The 13,882-nt window shown below is 67.3% G+C and carries 13 protein-coding genes; 8 read left to right on the top strand and 5 right to left on the bottom strand.

The genetic code is table 11. The features are described 5' to 3' along the window. Nucleotides 1–225: 225 nt before the first annotated feature. The 3 genes from AC57BR_RS21010 to AC57BR_RS21000 all read right to left on the bottom strand — a co-directional run bounded on the left by AC57BR_RS21010 (nt 226) and on the right by AC57BR_RS21000 (nt 4,302). Nucleotides 226–1,224 carry an o-succinylbenzoate synthase gene (locus AC57BR_RS21010; RefSeq protein WP_496364128.1) on the bottom strand — a complete coding sequence of 333 codons (999 nt, stop codon included), beginning with the start codon at nt 1,222–1,224 and terminating at the stop codon, nt 226–228. A 119-nt stretch (nt 1,225–1,343) separates the two neighbouring features. Further along, entirely contained in the window at nt 1,344–2,735 is a 1,392-nt protein-coding gene (locus AC57BR_RS21005) for a sensor histidine kinase (RefSeq protein WP_496364126.1), read from the bottom strand. After that, on the bottom strand, nt 2,728–4,302 hold the full coding sequence (locus AC57BR_RS21000; protein WP_496364124.1) for a BTAD domain-containing putative transcriptional regulator: 1,575 nt from the start codon (nt 4,300–4,302) through the stop codon (nt 2,728–2,730). The genes AC57BR_RS21005 and AC57BR_RS21000 overlap by 8 nt, the downstream gene beginning before the upstream one ends. Nucleotides 4,303–4,790: 488 nt before the next feature. On the opposite strand from AC57BR_RS21000, the gene AC57BR_RS20995 reads away from it, so the two are divergent. The 4 genes from AC57BR_RS20995 to AC57BR_RS20980 all read left to right on the top strand — a co-directional run bounded on the left by AC57BR_RS20995 (nt 4,791) and on the right by AC57BR_RS20980 (nt 8,231). After that, entirely contained in the window at nt 4,791–6,491 is a 1,701-nt protein-coding gene (locus AC57BR_RS20995; protein WP_496364122.1) for a sensor histidine kinase, read from the top strand. After that, nucleotides 6,488–7,222, top strand: a complete 735-nt coding sequence (locus AC57BR_RS20990) for a response regulator transcription factor (protein ID WP_496364120.1) — start codon at nt 6,488–6,490, stop codon at nt 7,220–7,222. The genes AC57BR_RS20995 and AC57BR_RS20990 overlap by 4 nt, the downstream gene beginning before the upstream one ends. A gap of 129 nt (nt 7,223–7,351) precedes the next feature. Then, nucleotides 7,352–7,858, top strand: coding sequence for a hypothetical protein (locus AC57BR_RS20985; RefSeq protein ID WP_496364118.1), 507 nt, complete (start codon nt 7,352–7,354; stop codon nt 7,856–7,858). A 55-nt stretch (nt 7,859–7,913) separates the two neighbouring features. Then, on the top strand, nt 7,914–8,231 hold the full coding sequence (locus AC57BR_RS20980; RefSeq protein WP_496364116.1) for a hypothetical protein: 318 nt from the start codon (nt 7,914–7,916) through the stop codon (nt 8,229–8,231). Nucleotides 8,232–8,401: 170 nt separating this feature from the next. Here the strand turns inward: AC57BR_RS20980 and AC57BR_RS20975 are convergent, their stop codons facing one another. Then, nucleotides 8,402–8,797, bottom strand: coding sequence for a hypothetical protein (locus AC57BR_RS20975; protein ID WP_496364114.1), 396 nt, complete (start codon nt 8,795–8,797; stop codon nt 8,402–8,404). A 48-nt stretch (nt 8,798–8,845) separates the two neighbouring features. After that, the gene (locus tag AC57BR_RS20970; RefSeq protein ID WP_496364112.1) at nt 8,846–9,049 is read right to left on the bottom strand and encodes a hypothetical protein; all 204 of its coding nucleotides are present in this window, start codon (nt 9,047–9,049) and stop codon (nt 8,846–8,848) included. Between the two features lie 128 nt (nt 9,050–9,177). On the opposite strand from AC57BR_RS20970, the gene AC57BR_RS20965 reads away from it, so the two are divergent. The 4 genes from AC57BR_RS20965 (at nt 9,178) to AC57BR_RS20950 (ending at nt 13,837) form a co-directional block, all read left to right on the top strand. After that, on the top strand, nt 9,178–10,134 hold the full coding sequence (locus AC57BR_RS20965) for a phosphatase PAP2 family protein (protein ID WP_496364110.1): 957 nt from the start codon (nt 9,178–9,180) through the stop codon (nt 10,132–10,134). 214 nt (nt 10,135–10,348) lie between these two features. Further along, a complete protein-coding gene (locus AC57BR_RS20960) occupies nt 10,349–11,203 on the top strand; it encodes a class I SAM-dependent methyltransferase (protein ID WP_496364108.1) in 855 nt (284 codons plus the stop codon). Further along, a complete protein-coding gene (locus tag AC57BR_RS20955; protein ID WP_496364106.1) occupies nt 11,200–12,471 on the top strand; it encodes an aminotransferase class I/II-fold pyridoxal phosphate-dependent enzyme in 1,272 nt (423 codons plus the stop codon). Before AC57BR_RS20960 ends, AC57BR_RS20955 begins: the two co-directional genes overlap by 4 nt. A 235-nt stretch (nt 12,472–12,706) precedes the next feature. Beyond that, nucleotides 12,707–13,837: a serine hydrolase gene (locus AC57BR_RS20950; RefSeq protein WP_496364104.1), complete on the top strand. Its 1,131-nt coding sequence runs from the start codon at nt 12,707–12,709 to the stop codon at nt 13,835–13,837. The last annotated feature ends 45 nt before the right edge of the window (nt 13,838–13,882 follow it).

Genomic DNA, 13,882 nt, shown 5'->3' with positions numbered 1-13,882 from the left:
TCCACCGAAAGCCAACCGAAAGCCGACACTCAGATGAAGATCCGGTGAACTCGACGTCCTAATGAGGAAGCGTCACCCAAAACCCGACAAGACCTGAGGAAGCGACGCCCGAAACCCGACAAGACCTGAGGAAGCGTCACCCAAAAAACCTGCAGGACCTGAGGAAGCGTCACCCAAAAACCTGCAAGACCTGAGGAAGGGTCGGCGGGTGAGGCGGGAAGCGGGCTACGCCGGGGCTTGCAGGACGGCGTAGGCGCGGCGGAGCCGGGCGAACCACCAGTCGCGGCGCTCGGGCGGGGCGGCGTACTGCTCAAGCAGCCCCTCGTCGGCGACCGCATCACGCAGGGTGATGGCGCCGTCGTCGGCCACGAGCGGCTGGTTGGTGACGTCCGCGGCGAGCAGCGAAACTGTACCCAGCCCGCACGCGTACGGCAGTTCCGGCAGCGCTGCGGCGAGCGCGAGCCCGGCCCGGATCCCCACGGACGTATCGAGGGCGGAGCTCACGACAGCGGGCATCCCCGCCTGAACAACCAGCTCCAGCGCGCGCCGCACTCCCCCGAGCGGCGCCACCTTCACCACGAGCAGATCTGCGGCGCCGGCCCGCGCCACTTTGAGGGGATCCTCTTCCTTGCGGACGCTTTCGTCGGCCGCGATCAGTACCGGCACCCCCGCGGCACGGAGCCGCCGCCGCACTTCCGCCAGGCCCTCAATATCCGGCACGGGCTGCTCGGCGTATTCCAGCCCGACGCCGGCCAGCCGGGTCAGCGCCGCCACCGCAGCCGGAACGTCCCAGCCGCCGTTGGCGTCCACGCGGATGGCAGCGTCCGGAAGCGCGGCGCGGACAGCAGCGACGCGGGCTGCGTCGTCGTCGAGCGTCTGGCCGCGTTCTGCCACCTTGACCTTCACGGCGTCCACACGGCCGAACCGGGCCAAGATTTCCGGCACGGCGTCTGCGGAGATGGCGGGCACGGTGGCGTTGACCGGGATGCTGGTCCGCAGGGGCTCCGGGAACCCGAGCCAGCCGGCCTCGATGGCGGCGGCAAGCCAGCGGGAGGCCTCGGCGTCTCCGTACTCGGGGAACGCACCGAACTCGCCCCATCCCAGCGGGCCGCGGAGAAGCAGCGTTTCGCGTTCCAGAATCCCGCGGAACTTCACGCGCATGGGCAGAACCACAACGCGGGCACTGTGCAGCAGGTCCTCGAGGGGCGGGTACTGGAGAGGCATGAATTCACTGTACCGGCGCGCCTGCCGGCAACCCGCCAGGGCCAAAACCAGCGAACAGAACTACGCCGGCCCCCACGTCGTTGGAGGGACCGGCGGCATTTGGGGTGCGCGGGCGGGAGTTACGCCGAGGGCACCGATTCCGGCTCGTGGTCAAAGGAGGCCGGGACTTTGTTGCCCCCGACTCCGAAGCGCGCGATCACCGTCGTTCCCCGCCCGGGCGCGGACTTCACCTGGAGCGTGCCGCCGGCCTCGCCGATGGTGTCCCTCATGATGCGCAGGCCGAAGTGCCCTTCCGGCGACCCCTGGCTTTGGTCAAAGCCGCAGCCGTCGTCCCTGATGCGGATCTCGGAACGGTCGCCGTCCTGGCGGAGGTGGAGTTCGGCCTTGGCCGCCCGGGAATGCTTGGCGGTGTTGGCCAGGGCCTCGCGGGCCACCCGGTAGAACAGGGCCGCGCGGTCCCGGTCCAGCTCGCACTGCTCCGGCAGGTCGAGCTCCAGGCTGATCCCGCGCTCCTCGAGCGGGTCGCCGAGCCGGGCAAGCGCCCCGGGGAGGCCGAGCCGGTTGAGGTCCGGCGGGTACAGCTCGCTGGTCATGGCCCGCAGGCTGCGGACGTTGTCCTGCAGGATCCGCCGGGCGTCGGAGAAGAGCGCACGCTGGCCCACCGGGCTGTGCAGTTCCTCGGACTCCATCACGTAGGACAGCCCCGAGAGTTCCTGGATCACTTCGTCGTGCAGGTCCCGGGCAATGCGCTGCCGCTCCAGCTCGGAGGCCTCGATGGCCCGGCGGAGCAGCCGGCTCCGGCTGGCTTCGTAGGCCTGGATCCTGCGGGCCAGCTGGACTGCCGGGAACAGCTGCGCCAGCTGCAGGACGGCGAGGGACAGGAGGAACGGCGGGGCCATCCCGAACAGAACGGCAGCCTGCTCCTGGCGGACGCCGTCGTCGTCGTAATAGGTCTCGAACACCAGCTTTTGCCCGTCGGGGGCAGTGACGGGCACGTAGACCTCCACGAGCTCGCCGTTTTCGACGTTGGGCGTGTTGACTTCGTCCTTCTGCATCTCCAGGTTGGCGGGGACGTCCCCGCCGTCCAGGACTTCCTGCGCCTCGTGCGGCAGGCCGAAGGTGTGGCCGATGAGCTTGGGGTCGTCCGAGTAGACGATGCGACCGTTCTTGTCCCAGAGCCGGATCTCGAACACCGAGGTCTCCCCCATCCAGGGACGGAGGCGCTCGTCGAGCCGCTCAACCGCCGTGGGCGCACCGGACAGGACTTCCTCGTCCAGCAGCGGCCCCACCACGTTGTTGGCCAGGTGGTCGGTGGCCTCCTTGGAGTTCTCCAGTGCGTGGCGTTCAGCCTCGGACCAGATCCAGAAGGCCACCGGCGTGGTGACAACCACCAGGGCAACCAGCCCCATCAGCAGGAACCGCCGGACGGCCTTGAAAACCTCGGAGTTGTGGTTTGCCGGCGATTCGAACGGTCGAAACAGGGCAGGTTTGCGGAGCGATGGCCTAGCCATGGGACGGCTGCTCGAGCATGCCGCGCCGTGAGGCTTCCATGACCGATTCGAGCTGCGAGTGGGTTCCGAGCTTGGCGAAGATTGCCTTCACGTAGCCGCGGCAGGTGTTGAGCGAGATGTCCAGCTTGCTGGCCACTTCCTTCGAGCCGTGGCCGCCGGCCATCAGCCGCAGCACGTCCAGTTCACGGGGCGTCAGGACCGGTCCGCCGGGTTCCACTTCGCGGACGGCGGGAGCCGGAGCGGGAGTGGACATGCCCAGCTGGGCCACCAGCGAGGGGTGGACCACCATGTTGCCGGCCCGTGCGTAGCGGAGTGTGTCCAGGAGGGTGGACAGTGATCCGCCCTTCGGCAGGAAGGCGCAGATGCCCATCGAGGCGGCGGTCCGCAGCGCTTCCGGCGTCGGGTCGCCGGTGAGCATGACGATCCGGGTGTTCGGGGCGTCGGCCAGGATCCGGGCAGCGGCGGTGAGGCCGTCGCCGTCGGGCAGGTGGAAGTCCATGATCACGACGTCGGGCTTGAGGGCGATGCTCTGCTCCACGCCGCTCTTCGCGGTGGTGGCCGAGGCGACGCTCCGCAGGTCCGGTTCGCGGTCCAGGGCTGCCGTCAGCAGTTCGGTGAACGTGCTGTGGTCGTCGATGGTCAGAATGCTGATTTCCCGGGTGATCTGTGATGTTGCCGGGATGTGAGCATCAGAATCTGAGAGGTCCATTTCGTCCTCGCTGGCGGCCGTTGCCTGCAGCAGCCGGGCATGTGCTTCCCGCAGCGGGCGTCCGGGGAGGCAGCCGATTTCCTGGTCCATGACCCGGCGGCAGCGCCCGTAGGCCCGCAGCGCTTCCATGTACTGCCCGGATTCTTCGAGGCCCAGGACCAGGGCAGTCCAGGCGCGCTCGTTGATGGGATCGTCCACCAGCAGTTCGCTGGCCAGGGCCACCGCCCGCTCCGGATGTCCGACGGCGACAGCGGCTTCCGCGGCCCGTGCCTTGATGCTGGCGACACGGGCGGAGTGGAGCGCACGCTCCTCCTCGGCCCAGCCGGCCAGGAGCTCATCGCCGAGCAGCGGCACCGAAGCGATGTCGAGGGCCTTCTCGAGCAACCGGAAGGACTCCTCCGGAGAGGCATGTCCGGCCTGCTTGAGCAGGTCATCGAAACGGTCCAGGTCAAGGTCAACCATGCTGCGGTCGATCATGTAGCCGCCGGTGACCGTGCGGAGGGCACCGCCCTTGCCGCTTCCCGGCTGGAGGTGGCGGCGCAGCACGCTGACGTAGCTTTCCAGCGTGGACAGGGCCTCAGCCGGCGGCTGGCCGTTCCACAGAACATCGATCAGGTGGTTCTTGGAGACCGGGGTCCCCAGCTTGAGCAAAAGGATTTCAAGGACCTGGCGGGGCTTGGGACCGCCAAGTTCGTGGGATCCGATCACCACGCCGCCGCGGCGGACACGGAGCGGACCCAGGATGTTGATGGACAACTTCGTCGTTGTGCCACCGGCGTCTTCCATTGAGTTGGGCATGTACTCGTCGTCGTTGACTCTCCGCGACCAACGAGTATCTTCTGCAACGGTCTGAACCATTTGTCTGCACCTACTATCCCCATGAACCGCATTCCCCATGAATGGCTTGGATTCATACTTGTCACTCAGCCAAGTAGGGGCACGAGTAGCGAGTACTCGAATTTCGGTCGGTGCACTACTTGGTTGCTTTTGCATCGAGCGGCCCACCACTCGGTTGGGGCGGCCCGAGGCTCCCCTGAAACCTGCCGGGAGGATGCCAGCGGGGTCCAGAAACACCAAGTTTTTCCCAAGAACCCGGGGCTACATTCGTATTACCGCAGTCAGAGCGGTACTACTGCGATCCTCGTCCCCGGAGGACCGCCGAATCAGCATGAAATGGGTGATCCAATGAGGCGGACCATGGCCGGCCCGGGTACAACCAAGTACTCCGAGTACTCGGCGATGAGCGTCTTTGCCGGCCGCTCAGGATTACAAAAATATTTTGCGCGGACCGCCCTTCCGTGCGTCGCGTTACGCACGTCACACGTTAAAAGAGCCCGGGTACTCCTATGAATGCGGCCGGCGCACTGCGCACGGAACTGCATTCCGTCCGCTTCCGGTTGCTGGCCACGCTGCTCGTCTTCATGGCCGTGGGCCTCTTTGTCGCCGGCGCTGCCACCCACGCCGCCCAGCTGAAGAGCCTCAATGACCGCGTCAACGCCGAGCTGCAACTGCCGCGCAAGAACCTGGACGAGCTTGCCAAACAGGGCCGGCCGAATTTCGGCGGCGCCCCGTACACCACCGTGCACGACCTCTTTAGAACCTATCTGCGCAACGGGGCTCCGGGCGGCTTCGAGTCCGTGATGACCATGCTCCGTGGGGGCAACGTCATCCTGCCCGCAGCGGATCAGCCGACCAATCTGAACACGGCCGCTGTCACAGACCATGTCTGGGACTGGAGCGTCCCCGGCCAGACCGTGATGCGCGACATTGACCTGGACGGCCGGCAGGTACGCCTGGCGATCACGTCCGTTTCGCTGACCGCCGGCGGCCGCCAGGACCAGGGCCTGCTGATTGCCTCAAGCGAGATCGGCGCCCAGCGGGCCGAGGTTTTCGGTTCCATGTGGACCTTCGCCCTGGCGTCCCTGGCGACGCTCGCGCTGACCGGCCTGGTGGGCTACCTGGTCACCGGTCGGTTGCTGCGCCCGGTCCGGCGGCTCCGTGAGGCCACAGAGGCCACCACCTTTGATGACCTGACAAAGCGCGTTGAGGTGCCGGACAGCACGGACGACGTCGCCCAGCTGGCCATGAACTTCAACCGCATGCTCGAACGGCTGGAGTCCGGCTTCGACAATCAGCGCCGCTTCGTCCACGACGCCAGCCATGAGCTGCGCACCCCCATGACCATCATCCGCGGGTACCTGGAGCTGCTCCGGGCCGGGGACCCCGACGACGTCGACCAGACCCGCATGCTGCTCCTGGACGAGCTGGACCGGATGCAGGTACTGGTGGATGACCTGCTGATCCTTGCCCGCAGCGGCCGGCCGGACTTCGTGACTCCCGCCTGGGTGGAGGCCGACGACCTCCTGGAGGACGTCCTGAACCGGGTCCGGGTTCTCGGCGAGCGCCAGTGGCACCTGGACGCCAGGCCCGGCGGCCTGATCCGCGTCGACCGCCGCCGCCTCACCCAGGCGCTGGAGCAGCTCGCGGCGAACGCGGTCAAACACACGTCCGAGTCGGACCGGATATCGGTCGGGGGCGCCTGGGTGGAGAACGACGGCGGCACCCCCCACAGCGGTCGGGCGGCGGTTGTGCGGGAGCTGGCAGACCCGGCATCCAGGGAGCTGGAGATCTGGGTGTCGGACACCGGCACCGGCATCCCGGCAGAGGATCATGAGCGCATCTTCGAGCGCTTTGGCAAGGGCAGCAACTCGGCAGCCTCGGAGGGTTCGGGCCTGGGGCTGTCCATCGTGAAGGCCATCGCCGAGGCGCATGGCGGCACTGTGCTGCTGGAATCGGAGGAGGGCAAGGGCAGCCGCTTCGTGCTCCGGATCCCCTCCGGCGGCAAGGACGCCGACGGTGGAACGGAAGATCCCGCCGCCGCGGACAGCGCCGGCCGAAGCGGCAGCGGAACCGAAGCCCCGGCCGTTAGGGACCCGGCTCCGAGGGGGCCGCGACACAAGGGAACGGGCGCCGCAGGCGGCAAACCGAACCCGGCCGGACCGGCGTCGGGCATTGAATTGGCGACCCGGGCGGGAGGTGCGCCTTGACCCGGATCCTGATCGCCGACGACGAGCCGCGCATCGCGGCCTTCCTCGCCAAGGGCCTCACGGCAGCCGGCTACACCACCACCCAGGTTTCCGACGGGGTGAAAGCACTGGATTACGCCACGTCCGGGGAGTTCGACCTCCTCATCCTGGACATCGGCATGCCCCGGATGGACGGCCTCACGGTCCTCAAGAATCTCCGCGACATGCACTCCACGATTCCGGTGATCATCCTGACGGCCGCGGACAGCCTCGAAAGCACGGTAGCGGCGCTCGACGGCGGAGCTGACGACTACATGACCAAACCCTTCCGGTTCGAGGAACTGCTTTCCCGAATCAAGCTCCGGCTCCGGGGCGCGCAATCGGTGACCTCCGCCCCGACATTCGTCTGCGGCGACCTGTCGCTCGACGTGAACCTGCGCACTGCCGAGATCGGTGGCCGCGTGATCGACCTGTCCGCGCGGGAGTTCGTCATGGCACGGACGTTCATGGAGAACGCCGGCAAGGTGCTCAGCCGTGAGCAGCTCCTGAGCCGGGTGTGGGGCTACCACTTCGAGGGATCCTCCAACGTGGTGGACGTTTACGTGCGGTACCTCCGGCACAAGCTCGGCCAGGACCGCATCCAGACCATCCGCGGCGTGGGCTACCGCCTCGTGTGCCTGGCCGGCCCTTCGGCAGCGGCTCCCGACGATGCAGCCGGCACCGTTGATGATGCGGAAGGCAACTCGTTTTAGGCCTCCCTGCCCACCTAACGCGCGCAGCCTGACGCGCCCGCCGGTGCATGAGAAGACTCTCATCCGCGTCTCATCCCTGCCTCACCTTCACGCCTCAAAGTTGTTTCACGAAGGAGGTGTGGCAGGCCGATGAAGAGGTGGTCCTTGCTGAGCATTCCGCTGGTGGGTCTCGCCAGCATCACCGTCTGGGCGCAGGCTGTCACCGGGGCGCCGACAGGCCAGGAACCCGGCGTGATTGTTCGTGAACCGGGACCCCGCGACTCGGTCCTGAAGGACTTCACTGAAACCCCGCGACTGTCGCCACTCACCAACCCCACGGCAACGCCCAAGGCCTCGTCACCGGCGCTCAAATCGGCGCCGCTGGACCCTGCCACCTCCTCGCCTCTTTCCACGAAAGCAGCGGGACCTGCCCAGACGGGGCCGGCACCCGACGACCCGGACAATTCCAGCGACGTTTCTTCCGACGATCCCGGCGTCGAGCTTGTGGAGCCGGCCCAGGTCACTTCCCCGGCAGTGGCACCCACTGACGATTCAACGTCCTCGAGCGAGCTCGACGGCAAAGGCGGTCTCCCCAGCAACAACGGTCTCTCCGGCACTAGCGGTCTCTCCGGCAGGAGTGGCAGCAGCAATGAATAAGCGCACGCGGCGGCAATCCGAAGAAGCAGTTTCCCCCCGCAATAAGGAGCCAGTGATGCACACGGAATTCCGCGATCTGTATGAGCCCATTCCGCCGGACCGATGGGGCTCCACGGTTGACTCCCCATACGGCCAGCCGACCATGGTGATGGTGGACGATTCGGAACTCCATCAACAGGTCCTGGACATCATCCACAATGTGCTCGCCACGGCCGATCCGCGCTCCGACGTCAGGCGCCGGCTCCTGCGCCACCTGGCGGAGAACCCCGGGCACCCCGAACAGGCACTGCTGGACCACCTGCGCGACAGGAACCGGCGCGGTGGTCGTACCCCGGGCACCGGCCGGGCTTCAAGAGTCGATCCGCACGTCTAGCAGACGAGCAACGCAGCTTCGGCTGCCCCACAGACCGGGTACCCGCCGCGGCACGGGTACCCGATGCATGTCCGGCCCCGGTGGGTCTTGTCCGGTTGGTTTGTGACGGCCCATTTGTCCGGTTGGTTTGTGACGGCCGGACGGGGACGGCCCCTACGAGGACTGGACCGTCAGAAGAGCAGCAGCGCGAAGCCCCCGATGGTGCTCAGGATGCCCACTCCGGTCAGGATCCAGCCGAGGATCAGGACGATGTTGTCGTGCTTGGGGGGTCTCAGGCCCCAGCGCGACGGGTGGCAGAGGTCGTAATGCAGCTCCACCTTGGTTCCGGCCACCAGGCCCCGCGCGACGTCGGAGTCCACCAGGGTCTGGCGCGGGACGTTTTCCTGGTCAGTCCAGCGGAAGCCGGTGAAGCCGCCGGCGGTGTACACCTCACCCGTGGTTTTGGTCCAGGCGCAGCGGCGCCGTTCGATAATTAGTCCCCACACGAGCAACGGCACGCCGGGGAGGAAGCCCACCCACGTCATGAGTTCCAGGATGGGGCCGAGTACATCCGCGATACCGCCCATGCACCAACTTTAGCCGCCAGCCGGCCCGCGCTTGCCCCAGACAGGGCGTCAGCTGCCGGTTTCCTCGGGGTGCTCGCGGGCCCGCCTGGCGTCCGGTGTTTCGCCCTGCTGCGGGATGAACTCCGGGTCCAGTTTGGTGCTGAGGTCGGTTTCGTCGCTGGCAGGTGCTTCGCGGCCGGTTGCCTCGCGGACCGGGTCCTCGCGGACCGGTTCTTCGGAAGCTGTGCGGGTCTCGTCTGGGTTTTCGGTCATGCCCCCAACGTAATGCCCGCCGCCCCGCAGAGTCGAGCAACCACCGGTGCCGGGGCTGCCGGGGAATAGCGCGACGCACCCGCCGGGCGGACAGGCGACTCCCAGCAAACTGTGACACCCTTGTTACGATGACTTTCCAGCTCAGGGACCCCCGCCGTAAGAAGCCAGGCCGCCAGCAGCAGGGCCGTCAGAAGCCTGGCCGCCAGCCGTCCGCCCGACGGATGCGCTTGGCAGCGGGCACCGGCTTCCTCTTCGCCGTGGCCACCTTGGCCTGCGCCACGGGCCTCGCCGCCACGTACTACTACTTCGTCCGGACCACCACGGGCCAGTTCATCGACGAGTCGGCCCTCGTGGAGGCCGTGGAAATCCACGGGCCCGCGGGCAAGGTGACCACCCGGTTCCTGGACTGGCTGCCCACCATCTCACTGGTGATGGCCGCCGTCGTCGTTCTTCTGGTAACGGTGATCCACCGCCGCTGGCGGGCCGCTGGCATCGCCGTTGCGGCGTGCGTGGCGGCGAACATAGCCACGCAGGTGCTCAAGGACCTGCTGCCCCTGCGGCCGTACCGGGGCGTGGAGACGCTGGAGCTGAACTCGCTGCCGTCCGGGCACACCACGCTGGCGGCGTCCGCGGCGGCGGCCGTGTTCCTGATGGCGTCCCCTCGGTGGCGCCCGCTGGCCGGCTTTGTCGGCGGCACGTTTGCCATCGCCTCGGGCATGTCCACACTCGTGAACCAGTGGCACCGGCCGGCCGATGTGGTGGCAGCGTTCCTGGTGGTGGGCTGCTTCATGATTCCCGCGGGCTGGCTGATTCTCCGCAACGACGGCCACGAGTGGAATGTCTGGGACGGCTTTGGCGGGCACTGGGGTTCGGCGCGGCTGTGGATCGGGCTGCCCGTGCTGCTGGGGCTGGCCTCGGCTGCGGTGTCCGTGTATTCGCTGGTCATGATCGTTCCGGGCATCGGCCAGGAGGCCAGCACCACCAACTACTTCTGGGCGGGCATCTCGCTGATCGTGATCGCCGGGTACCTGGCCACCGTGGCCACCACGTCCCTGTTCGCGTACGCCGTCCGACGCCGGGACTAACCAGGTGCCGACCACACCGTCCCCAGTTCCCCCCACCCAACTAGGTCGCAGCAGATGGCGTTCTGAACCCTGAAAACGCCCACTGCTGCTACCCAGTTGGGGATGCGCAACCTTTACAAGCCCCGCCGGGAAGCCCACAATAAGTCGCACCACAGCCTCCACTGACTCAGCCGGGCGCTGTTTACTGGACCTGCGAAAGCAGAGGTGCGCGGACATGAACGACCAAGCCGGGGCGGATAAAGCCCTGAAGGAAAAACACCGGGCCATGTGGGCGCAGGGCGACTACCCTGCCCTCGCCAGCGAACTCCTCCTCGATCTGGGCGCCATCCTGGTGGAGGCCTGCAACATCAAACCGCGCCAGCGCGTCCTTGACGTGGGCACGGGCGCCGGCAATGCGGCCATCCCCGCGGCCATGATGGGTGCACGGGTGATCGCCAGTGATCTCACCCCGGAGATGTTCGACGCCGGCCGGCGGCAGGCTGCCGACCGCGGCGTTGAGCTGGAGTGGGTGGAGGCCGACGTCGAAAACCTCCCCTTTGCCGACGGCGAGTTCGACGTCGTCATGTCCTGCCTCGGCGCCATGTTCGCCCCGCACCACCAGGCGAGCGCCGACGAATTAGTGCGTGTCTGCAAGCCGGGCGGGACGGTCGGCCTGCTGCACTGGACCCCGGAGGGCTTTATCGGGCAGATGTTCACCACCATGAAGCCTTTCGCCCCTCCGCCACCGCCCGGCGCGCAGCCAGCGCCGCTGTGGGGCAGCGAAGACTATGTCCGTGAGCTGTTCGGGGACCGGCTGGGCGAGATCCGGGCACAAAGGCGGACAGTCGCCATCACCAGCTTCCGCCAGCCTGAAGACTTCCTGCACTATTTCAAGTCGCACTACGGCCCCACGATCTCCGTGTACAAATCGCTGTCCGGCGACGGGGAGAAGGCCAAGGCCCTGGACGGCGCACTCACGGAACTTGCCGGCACGTACATCGAAGCCCACGGCGATACGCCCGCGCAGATGGAATGGGAATATCTTCTGCTCACGGCGAAGGCCGCCAAGCCCCAGGTAACCGGGCCGTGACGAACTCCCCCGCCTCGCGCCGCGCCCTTGAGGTGGCCTCCATCCCGTCCTTCCGGAGGATCTCCGAACACCTGAACCATTCCACCTATGCCCGCCGCAAGCACCTTCCCGGCATCTGCGACTTCACCCTGGGCAACCCGCACCAGATGCCGCAGGAGGCCTACGTTGACGCCCTCCGAGACGCGCTCCACCCGCACGACGACCAGTGGTTCGCGTACAAGACCAACGAGGCGGATGCGCGGGAGGCGGCGGCGGATTCCCTGGGCCGGCTGCTCGACGTTCCGTTCGAACCCGAGGACCTGTACCTCACCACCGGGGGCTTCACCGCGATCGCCCTTGCGCTGAAGTCGGTTACCGATCCCGGCGACGAGGTCATCTACAGCCTGCCGCCCTGGTTCCTCTACGAGCCGCTCGCCGTCGAGGCCGGACTGGTCCCTGTCAAAGTCCGGATCGACCTCGAGACCTTCGACCTGGACCTGGCGGCCATTGAAGCGGCCATCACGGAGCGGACCCGCGTGGTGATCATCAATACGCCAAACAACCCGACCGGAAGGATCTACCCGCCCGAGCTCCTCCGGCAACTGGCCGTGCTCCTCGACGACGCGTCGGCGCGGATAGGCCGGCGGATCTACTTGGTGTCCGATGAGCCGTACAACAGGATCGTCTTCGACGGTGCCCGCTTCCACAGCCCCGCGGAGTTCTATCCGTACACGCTCCTCGCCTACTCCTACGGAAAGACGCACCTGTCTCCCGGCGAACGGATCGGGTACCTGGCGCTGCCGCCAAGCATGCCGGACCGCAGGGAGCTCGGCACCGCCGTCGACGCCATGCAGCTGGCCATGGGCTGGATCTACCCCAACGCCGTGCTGCAGTACGCGCTGCCGCGGCTGGAGACGTTCACCATCGACGTCGGCCACCTGCAGCAGAAGCGGGACCGGCTGGTCCAGGAGCTGGGCGGCATGGGATACCGGCTCCGGCCCTCCGAGGGCACCTTCTACCTGTTCATTCACTCCCCCATTCATGATGACGAGGCCTTCACCGAGGCGCTGGGCCAGGAGGATGTCTTTGTGCTGCCGGGCGTCCTGTTCGAGACACCGGGGTATTTCCGGATTTCCTTCACGGCCAGCGAGGACATGGTGGAGCGCAGTCTGCCCCACTTCCGGGCGGCCATCGAACGGGCGGGGCAGGACCGGCCCGAGGACGCCGAAATCAAGCTGCCCACGGGCCTGATCCCCATCATTCCCGCGAACCCCAGAATGTTTCCCTGACGGCGCCATCCCCCATTTTGGTGGCCTAAGTCAACTTTTTCCCCGCGAGAGCCCTACCTTTTCCCAACCTCCGAGTGCCAGCGTGGCCGTATGCCGCCCCTGACGAAGGCGGCAGGCGAATTGGGGTGAGGCGAGTGGCAGGCGCTACACATTTCCGGTCCGGGCTATGAGGTCCGGCCGTGTTTCCGGGGCGATGAGGTCCCGGCGATGAGGTCCGGGCGATGAGGTCCGGGCGATGAGCGGGGTCCCCGGCCGGCATCGCGCCCGCAGCCGCCACCGGCTTGGCAAAGAGCCCGCCCAGGCAGTCCCCTGGCCGACAGAGCCCCGCGGCCGGCTCCTGATCATCTGCGCCGCGTTGGTGCTGACGGCAACCACTGCCTACGGGTCAGCCCTGGCCCCGCCGCCGGTATACTCACGGGCAGCTCCGGCGGCCGCGCCTATCCCTTCCAAGACCCCGACACCGCAGGCAACCAAGCCGGCCCCGCAAGCGACGGCTCCGGCGCCACCCAGCCGCGCAAAACCGTCCAGCCCGAAGGCGACGGCCGCCAAGCGGGCGGCACCTGCCCCGCCCGCCGCCGTCGTCCGTCCCTCTCCGGCACCCGCGCCGGCACCAAAAGCGGCCCCGGCACCGCCACCCCAGCCCGCACCGCCACCCCAACCGGCGCCGCCGGCGGCACCCGCCGACGCGACCCTTGAGGAACAGCTCAACGCCATCATCGCGGTCAACAGCCGGTATCAGCTGGGGGTCGCTCTTGTTGACATGTCCGACGGCGTTGTCCGCCAGTACGGCGTCCGGGAGAAGTTCGTGGCGGCCAGCACGGGCAAGATCCTGGCCGCGGCCGCGTACTACCATCTTGCCGAGGCGGGTGTCCTGTCCCTTGCGGCGCCGATGGGCGGCCAGACCGCCGCGTTCCAGATCCGGCAGATGATCCAGCAGAGCAACAACACATCGTGGGCGCTGATTCTGGGTGCCATCGGCCACCAGGGAATCCATGATTACGCGGCGTCGCTCGGTATTCCGTACGACAGGACCTTCAACACGCTGTCCCCGGCTGAGACAGCCAGAATTCTGGTCCTGCTCTACAACGGCCGCCTGCTCAGTCCGGCCCATGCCGCCGAGCTGCTGTCCTACATGCAGAACACCAACTACGAGTCACTGATACCGGCCGCGGTGCCTTCCGAGGTCACCGTTTTCCATAAGTACGGGCTGCTCGACGGGAACCTGCACGACGCGAGCATCCTGGTCCAGGGTCAGCGCGCCTACGCCTTCGTGGTGTATTCGCTGGGCGCCAGCGTTGCGGAAATCCCCGTGCAGGCCATCATCATCCGGCAACTCACGCGGGCGGTTGTGGGACAGGTGTTCTGACCGACGACGGCGGGTCCCGGCAGAGGCCTTCGGGCTGCGGTTCGG

Source organism: Arthrobacter sp. BGA-UO-ETr-C19 (assembly GCF_059568005.1).
The sequence above is the reverse complement of the archived record's forward strand: the minus strand, read 5'-3'. Positions and strand labels throughout refer to the sequence as shown.

Bases quoted from the DNA above. Each gene is read 5' to 3' on its own strand.
- AC57BR_RS20960 (WP_496364108.1), top strand. From the start codon at position 10,349: ATGAACGACCAAGCCGGGGCGGATAAAGCCCTGAAGGAAAAACACCGG.
- AC57BR_RS21000 (WP_496364124.1), bottom strand. From the start codon at position 4,302: ATGGTTCAGACCGTTGCAGAAGATACTCGTTGGTCGCGGAGAGTCAAC.
- AC57BR_RS20975 (WP_496364114.1), bottom strand. From the start codon at position 8,797: ATGGGCGGTATCGCGGATGTACTCGGCCCCATCCTGGAACTCATGACG.
- AC57BR_RS20965 (WP_496364110.1), top strand. From the start codon at position 9,178: ATGACTTTCCAGCTCAGGGACCCCCGCCGTAAGAAGCCAGGCCGCCAG.
- AC57BR_RS20980 (WP_496364116.1), top strand. From the start codon at position 7,914: ATGCACACGGAATTCCGCGATCTGTATGAGCCCATTCCGCCGGACCGA.
- AC57BR_RS20950 (WP_496364104.1), top strand. From the start codon at position 12,707: ATGAGCGGGGTCCCCGGCCGGCATCGCGCCCGCAGCCGCCACCGGCTT.
- AC57BR_RS21010 (WP_496364128.1), bottom strand. From the start codon at position 1,224: ATGCCTCTCCAGTACCCGCCCCTCGAGGACCTGCTGCACAGTGCCCGC.
- AC57BR_RS21005 (WP_496364126.1), bottom strand. From the start codon at position 2,735: ATGGCTAGGCCATCGCTCCGCAAACCTGCCCTGTTTCGACCGTTCGAA.
- AC57BR_RS20995 (WP_496364122.1), top strand. From the start codon at position 4,791: ATGAATGCGGCCGGCGCACTGCGCACGGAACTGCATTCCGTCCGCTTC.
- AC57BR_RS20985 (WP_496364118.1), top strand. From the start codon at position 7,352: ATGAAGAGGTGGTCCTTGCTGAGCATTCCGCTGGTGGGTCTCGCCAGC.
- AC57BR_RS20970 (WP_496364112.1), bottom strand. From the start codon at position 9,049: ATGACCGAAAACCCAGACGAGACCCGCACAGCTTCCGAAGAACCGGTC.